Below are 6,393 nucleotides of genomic sequence, written 5' to 3' on the forward strand. Positions count from 1 at the left end.
TTGGCCGTGGCTGCTGATCTGTCGCAGATCGTGAAGGCGTACGACGTGCGCGGTGTGGTCCCCGACCAGTGGGACGAATCGCTGGCCGAGCTGTTCGGCGCGGCCTTCGTCGAGCTGACCGGCGCGGACGCCATCGTGGTCGGCCACGACATGCGGCCCTCCTCACCGGGCCTGTCCGGCGCCTTCGCGCGCGGGGCGGCCGCCCACGGCGCCGACGTGACCGAGATCGGCCTGTGCTCCACCGACCAGCTGTACTACGCCTCGGGCGCGCTCGACCTGCCGGGCGCCATGTTCACGGCCTCGCACAACCCCGCCCGGTACAACGGCATCAAGCTGTGCCGCGCGGGTGCGGCGCCCGTCGGCCAGGACACGGGCCTCGCGGAGATCCGCGCCCTCGTGGAGCGTTGGAGCGACACCGGCGCCCCGGAGCCCGTCGCCCGCCCCGGCACGGTCACCCGGCGCGACACGCTGACCGACTACGCGGCCCACCTGCGCTCCCTGGTCGACCTCACCGCCATCCGCCCCCTCAAGGTCGTCGTCGACGCGGGCAACGGCATGGGCGGCCACACCGTCCCCACGGTCTTCGCCGGCCTGCCCCTCGACCTCGTGCCGATGTACTTCGAGCTGGACGGCACCTTCCCCAACCACGAGGCCAACCCGCTCGACCCGGCCAACCTCGTCGACCTCCAGAAGCGCGTCCGCGAGGAGGGCGCCGACCTCGGCCTCGCCTTCGACGGCGACGCCGACCGCTGCTTCGTCGTCGACCAGAACGGCGACCCCGTCTCCCCGTCCGCGGTCACCGCCCTGGTCGCCGCCCGCGAACTCGCCCGCAACGGCGGCAAGGGCACGGTCATCCACAACCTGATCACCTCCTGGTCGGTGCCGGAGGTCGTGCGCGAGAACGGCGGCACACCGGAACGCACGCGCGTGGGCCACTCCTTCATCAAGGCCGAGATGGCCAGGACCGGCGCCATCTTCGGCGGCGAGCACTCCGCGCACTACTACTTCCGCGACTTCTGGAACGCCGACACCGGCATGCTGGCCGCCCTCCACGTCCTCGCCGCGCTCGGCGAGCAGGACGGCACGCTGTCCGCCCTCGTCGCCGCCTACGACCGCTATGCCGGCTCCGGCGAGATCAACTCCACGGTCGACGACCAGCAGGCCCGCCTCGCCGCGATCCGCGCCGCGTACGAGGGCCGCGAGGGCATCACCCTCGACGACCTCGACGGCCTGACCGTGACCGCGGCCGACTGGTGGTTCAACGTCCGCCCGTCCAACACGGAACCTCTCCTCCGCCTGAACGCGGAGGCCCGCGACGAGGCAACGATGACCAAGATCCGCGACGAGGCCCTGACCCTGATCCGCACCTAGCCCCAGCCGCCGCCAGGCCCCGCCAGCGCCCGGCGGTCCCGGCTGCGGGCAGTCGCCCGCCCGGCCGTCCCAGCTGCGGGCAGTCGTGCCTCCCCCAGTGCCCAACGGCCTGGGAGGTACCCCCAGGGGCGATGGGGGGTCGTCCCCCCGCTCATGGGGGTCCCCCCGCGCGAGCGAAGCCGAGCGTGGGGGAGCAGCCGAGAGCGGGGGAGGCACCCCGCCACGCCGGGCAGCCCAAACCCACCCCGCACTCACGCCGGTCACCCTGCCGGCGCCGGGCAGCGCCACCCCGCCCCCGCCCGGCGCCGCAAGCGGCACCCCGTCGGCGCCGGGCCGCGCAATCACACTCACGCCGCCCACCCCGCTGTGCCGGTCCACGCAACCCACCCCCCGCCCCGACGCCGGATGCCCCGACCCCCACCTGAGACTCGCCCGCCCTCTCCTCCCGCTCCCCGACACCGCCCCCACAACCGGCGGTACCCTGACCAGCACATCCACACAAGCCCCACCCACCCCAGAAGGGACCCCCCCATGCCGCTCGAAGCCGGCCTCCTGGAGATCCTCGCCTGCCCCGCCTGCCACGCCCCCCTCAAGGAGCAGGACGCGGAGCTGATCTGCACCGGCCAGGACTGCGGCCTGGCGTACCCCGTCCGCGACGGCATCCCCGTCCTCCTCGTCGACGAGGCCCGCCGCCCCGAGTAACCGCCGGCCAGGCGCCACGCCCGCGACCGAACGAACGCCCCGGCGATCGGAGACTGCCGCCATGCTCGACGAATCGCTCCTCGACGCCCCGGAGGGCCTCGCCGAGGCCGACCGCCGCGGCCTGCTCCGCGGCGCCGCCGAGGCAGGCGCCCGCGTCCGCACCGCCGCCCGGCGCGCCGCCGAGGCAGGCGTCGGCAACCTCGAACCGGACGGCCGCCCCCGCGCCGTCCTCATCGCCGGCCCCGGAGCCGCCGCCACCCACGCCGCCGACCTCCTCGGCACCCTGGCCGGGGCCGGCAGCCCCGTCACCCGCCTCGCCCCCACCGGCGTGGCAGCCGCCGCCGGCGCCCTGCGCTGGGAACTCCCCGGCTGGGCCGGCTCCGTCGACCTCCTGCTCATCGCCACCCCCGACGGCACCGAACCGGGCCTCTCCCTCCTCGCCGAACAGGCGTACCGGCGCGGCTGCACCGTCGTCGCCGTGGCCCCCGACCGCTCCCCGCTCAGCGAGTCGGTGAACGGCTCCCACGGCCTGTTCATCCCGATGGCCACCGCCCCCTACGACCACGACGAGCCCCTCGCCGGCGCAGCCCCCGGCGTCCTGTGGGCGCTGCTCACCCCGCTGCTCGCACTCCTGGACCGCACCGGCCTGCTGGAAGCACCGCCGGAGGCCGTGGAGAAGATCGCCGACCGCCTCGACCAGGTCGCCGAACGCTGCGGGCCCGCCATCGTGACGTACAGCAACCCCGCCAAGACCCTGGCGGCCGAGCTGGCCGAGTCGCTCCCCGTCATCTGGACCGAGGGCACCTCCGCGGGACCGGCGGGCCGCCGCTTCGCCGCCGCGCTCGCCGAACTCTCCGGCGCCCCCGCCGTCGTCGCCGAACTGCCCGAGGCGCTCGCGGCACACAGCGCCCTGCTCGCCGGCCGCCTCGCCGCGGCCGCCGACCCCGACGACTTCTTCCGCGACCGCGTCGACGAGGCGCCCGCCCTCCACGCGCGCGTAGTGCTGTTGCGCGACCGCCCCAGCGGCGGCCTCACCGCCGCCCCTGCCGCCCGTGACCTGGCCCTCGGCCACGACACGCCGATCAGCGAGCTCGAACCGGAGGCGGGCGGTGAACTGGAGACCCTCGCCGAACTGATCGCCATCACGGATTTCGCCGCCGTTTACCTGGCGCTCGCCTCCGGCGCCTGATCTCGTACCCACACGGCACACACCAGGACACGCACCACGCACGCACCGGCAGAGAGAGCCCATGGACCGCCTCGACAACACCGTCCGCCCCTACGCCTGGGGCTCCACCACCGCCATCCCGGCCCTGCTCGGCACCGAGCCCACCGGCGAACCGCAGGCGGAGATGTGGATGGGAGCCCACCCCGGCGCCCCCTCCCGCACCGGCCGGGGCACCCTCGCCGACCTCGTCGCCGCCGACCCCGAGAAGGAACTCGGCGCCGCCTCCGTCGCCCGGTTCGGCCCGCACCTGCCGTTCCTCCTCAAGCTCCTCGCCGCCGGCGCCCCCCTCTCCCTCCAGGTCCACCCCGACCTGGCACAGGCCCAGCAGGGCTACGCCGACGAGGAACGCCGCGGTGTCCCCCTGGACGCCCCGCACCGCAACTACAAGGACGCCAACCACAAGCCCGAACTCATCTGCGCCCTCACCGAGTTCGACGGCCTGTGCGGCTTCCGCGCCCCCACCGAGACGGCCGACCTGCTCGACGGCCTCGGCGTCGCCTCCCTCAAGCCCTACGTCGACCTGCTGCGCGCCCACCCCGAGGACGCCGCCCTGCGCGAGGTCCTCACCGCGGTCCTCGCCGCCGACCCCGAGGAGATGTCCCGCACGGTCGCCGAGACCGCGGCCGCCTGCGAACGCCTCGGCGGCGTCTACGCGCCCTACGCGGGCATCGCCCACCACTACCCGGGCGACCCCGGCGTCCTCGCCGCCCTGCTCCTCAACCACGTCCGGCTCCAGCCCGGCGAGGCGCTGTACCTCGGCGCCGGCATCCCGCACGCCTACCTGAACGGCCTAGGCGTCGAGATCATGGCCAACTCCGACAACGTCCTGCGCTGCGGCCTCACCCCCAAGCACGTCGACGTCCCCGAACTCCTGCGCATCGTCCGCTTCGAGCCCGGCGACCCCGGCGTCCTGCGCCCGGAGGCGTCCCCCGACGGCGAAGAGGTCTACGACACCCCCACCGACGAGTTCCGCCTCTCCCGCTACGTCCTCCCCGAGGGCACCACCGGCCACGACCTCACCCTCGCCGCCCCGCAGATCCTGCTCTGCACCGCCGGCTCCGTACGGGCCGGTGAGCACGACCTCACCCCGGGCCGGTCCGTCTTCGTCCCGGCGGGCGAAAAGGCCGAAGTGTCCGGCAACGGCACCCTGTTCCGCGCCACCGTGCGTGTCTGACGGCAATGCGGCAACCCGGTCCGGCGCACCGGCGCCCGGCCGGGCTGCAACAATGACCCACCGCAAAGGACGGGCAAAGCCGGTACCGGCCCCGCCCCTCCCCAGCGGCGTACACACGCAGGCGAAGGCGAAGGGACAACGCGACACATGAGCGCGTCAGGCGGCACCAAAGCGATCGTGGCGGCACTCGGCGCCAACCTCGCGATCGCTGTATCGAAGTTCGTGGCGTTCCTCTTCAGCGGATCGTCGTCGATGCTCGCCGAGTCCGTGCACTCGCTCGCGGACTCCGGGAACCAGGCCCTGCTGCTGGTCGGAGGCAAGAAGGCCCAGCGCGAGGCCACTCCGCAACACCCCTTCGGCTACGGCCGCGAGCGCTACATCTACGCCTTCCTCGTCTCCATCGTGCTCTTCTCGCTCGGCGGCATGTTCGCCCTCTACGAGGGCTACGAGAAGATCAAGCACCCGCACGAGCTGGAGCACTGGTACTGGCCCGTCGGTGTCCTCGTCTTCGCGATCATCGCCGAGGGCTTCTCCTTCCGCACCGCCATCAAGGAGTCCAACGCGCTGCGCGGCAAGCAGTCCTGGACGGAGTTCGTCCGCCGCGCCAAGGCCCCCGAACTGCCGGTCGTCCTCCTCGAGGACTTCGGTGCCCTCATCGGCCTGATCCTCGCCCTCGGCGGCGTCGGCCTCGCCCTGCTCACCGGCGACGGCGTCTGGGACGGCATCGGCACCCTGTGCATCGGCGTCCTGCTCGTCCTGATCGCGCTCGTCCTGGCCGCCGAGACGAAGTCCCTCCTGCTCGGCGAGGCCGCGGGCCCCGAGGCCGTCCAGAAGATCGAGGCGGCCACCGTCGACGGCGACACCGTCACCCGCATCATCCACATGCGCACGCTCCACCTCGGCCCCGAGGAACTCCTCGTCGCCGCCAAGATCGCCGTCCGGCACGACGAGACGGCCACCGAGGTCGCCGCCGCCATCGACGCCGCCGAGGCCCGCATCCGCGAGGCCGTCCCGATCGCCCGCGTCATCTACCTGGAACCCGACATCTACAGCGAGACCGAGGCGGCCAAGGGCCCCGACCGCGAAGCCACCCCGGGCGGCCCCGCCACCGGAGCCCACTGACCCACCCACCCACCCGGCCGTTCCGTACGTCACGCCCGCACGGAACGGCCGGAAGTGTACGGAGGCGGACTGGGGACGACGGGTTCCGCGGTGTAGCTTGGGACGGAGCCAGACGTCGCTGCTGATGGCGGTCGGGCGGTCCCGGACGGACCGTCCGAGGGAGAGAGGGCCTCCGACGGACTGCGCTGCGCGTACGCGGGCATGCCTGTGTCCTCTTCGGGGCACCCCTGTGTCCGCCGCCGCGCAGGTCAGCCGTAACCACCTCGATCCCAACCCGAGGAGCAGCCCGTAATGACTGTCGACCACCGACAGGACTTCAAGGTCGCCGATCTCTCCCTGGCCGAGTTCGGCCGCAAGGAGATCACGCTCGCCGAGCACGAGATGCCCGGTCTGATGGCGATCCGCAAGGAGTACGCCGAGGCCCAGCCGCTGGCCGGCGCCCGCGTCACCGGCTCCCTGCACATGACGGTGCAGACCGCCGTGCTCATCGAGACCCTCGTCGCGCTCGGCGCCGAGGTCCGCTGGGCCTCCTGCAACATCTTCTCCACCCAGGACCACGCGGCCGCCGCCATCGCCGTCGGCCCGAACGGCACGCCCGACAACCCGCAGGGCGTCCCCGTCTTCGCCTGGAAGGGCGAGACCCTGGAGGAGTACTGGTGGTGCACGGAGCAGGCGCTGACCTGGCCGAACACCCCCACCGGCGGCCCGAACATGATCCTGGACGACGGCGGTGACGCCACCCTCCTCGTCCACAAGGGCGTCGAGTACGAGAAGGACGGCAAGGTCCCCTCGCCCG

General features: G+C 73.5%; 6 protein-coding genes. All 6 read left to right on the forward strand.

The window, feature by feature from the left end:
* Positions 1-6 precede the first annotated feature (6 nt).
* Positions 7-1,371: a phosphomannomutase/phosphoglucomutase gene (locus tag AB0E77_RS29485; RefSeq protein WP_361576468.1), complete on the forward strand. Its 1,365-nt coding sequence runs from the start codon at positions 7-9 to the stop codon at positions 1,369-1,371.
* Between the two features lie 531 nt (positions 1,372-1,902).
* Entirely contained in the window at positions 1,903-2,073 is a 171-nt protein-coding gene (locus AB0E77_RS29490) for a Trm112 family protein (protein ID WP_007450268.1), read from the forward strand.
* 61 nt (positions 2,074-2,134) lie between these two features.
* Entirely contained in the window at positions 2,135-3,262 is a 1,128-nt protein-coding gene (locus AB0E77_RS29495) for an SIS domain-containing protein (RefSeq protein ID WP_361576471.1), read from the forward strand.
* A 61-nt stretch (positions 3,263-3,323) separates the two neighbouring features.
* Complete coding sequence (gene manA, locus AB0E77_RS29500; RefSeq protein WP_361576474.1) at positions 3,324-4,475, forward strand: mannose-6-phosphate isomerase, class I; 1,152 nt, start codon at positions 3,324-3,326, stop codon at positions 4,473-4,475.
* Between the two features lie 147 nt (positions 4,476-4,622).
* Positions 4,623-5,597 carry a cation diffusion facilitator family transporter gene (locus tag AB0E77_RS29505; RefSeq protein WP_361576477.1) on the forward strand — a complete coding sequence of 325 codons (975 nt, stop codon included), beginning with the start codon at positions 4,623-4,625 and terminating at the stop codon, positions 5,595-5,597.
* 291 nt (positions 5,598-5,888) lie between these two features.
* Positions 5,889-6,393, forward strand: a 505-nt coding sequence (locus AB0E77_RS29510) for an adenosylhomocysteinase (protein ID WP_361576480.1), incomplete at its 3' end; no start/stop codon positions are given.

Origin of the sequence: Streptomyces sp. NPDC032940 (assembly GCF_040636935.1) — a bacterium.
Taxonomy (GTDB): domain Bacteria; phylum Actinomycetota; class Actinomycetes; order Streptomycetales; family Streptomycetaceae; genus Streptomyces.

Coding starts and splice junctions, on each gene's coding strand:
- AB0E77_RS29490 (WP_007450268.1), top strand. CDS start 1,903: ATGCCGCTCGAAGCCGGCCTCCTGGAGATCCTCGCCTGCCCCGCCTGC.
- manA (WP_361576474.1), top strand. CDS start 3,324: ATGGACCGCCTCGACAACACCGTCCGCCCCTACGCCTGGGGCTCCACC.
- AB0E77_RS29505 (WP_361576477.1), top strand. CDS start 4,623: ATGAGCGCGTCAGGCGGCACCAAAGCGATCGTGGCGGCACTCGGCGCC.
- AB0E77_RS29495 (WP_361576471.1), top strand. CDS start 2,135: ATGCTCGACGAATCGCTCCTCGACGCCCCGGAGGGCCTCGCCGAGGCC.